Genomic DNA, 288 nt, shown 5'->3' with positions numbered 1-288 from the left:
GCCACACCGGCAGCACCGCCGCGACAAAACCGTAGCCGATCAGCATCCAGGTGATCTGGATCCCGGTGAAGGTGAAGGCCTTGGCCCAGACCGGGTCGGCGGCGATTTGCCCGCCCAGCCAGATCGAGCCCAGCAGCAACAGCACGCCGATGACCGAGATCTCACCGATGCGGCCCGGGCGGATGTAGCGCATGTAGACGCCCATGAACATCGCGATCGGGATGGTCGCCATGACCGTGAAAATGCCCCACGGGCTCTCGGCCAGGGCCTTGACCACGATCAGCGCCA

General features: G+C 65.3%; 1 protein-coding gene. It reads right to left on the bottom strand.

The window, feature by feature from the left end; all coding sequences use genetic code 11:
• The coding region (locus tag Q7C33_RS28995) for a carbon starvation CstA family protein (RefSeq protein WP_407684605.1) at positions 1-288 on the bottom strand (288 nt) is incomplete at both ends.

Source organism: Pseudomonas sp. BP11-1-1, from assembly GCF_052112105.1.
Taxonomy (GTDB): Bacteria; Pseudomonadota; Gammaproteobacteria; order Pseudomonadales; family Pseudomonadaceae; genus Aquipseudomonas; species Aquipseudomonas alvandae.
Note: the sequence above shows the minus strand (reverse complement) of the source record. Positions and strands in the feature narration are given on the sequence as shown.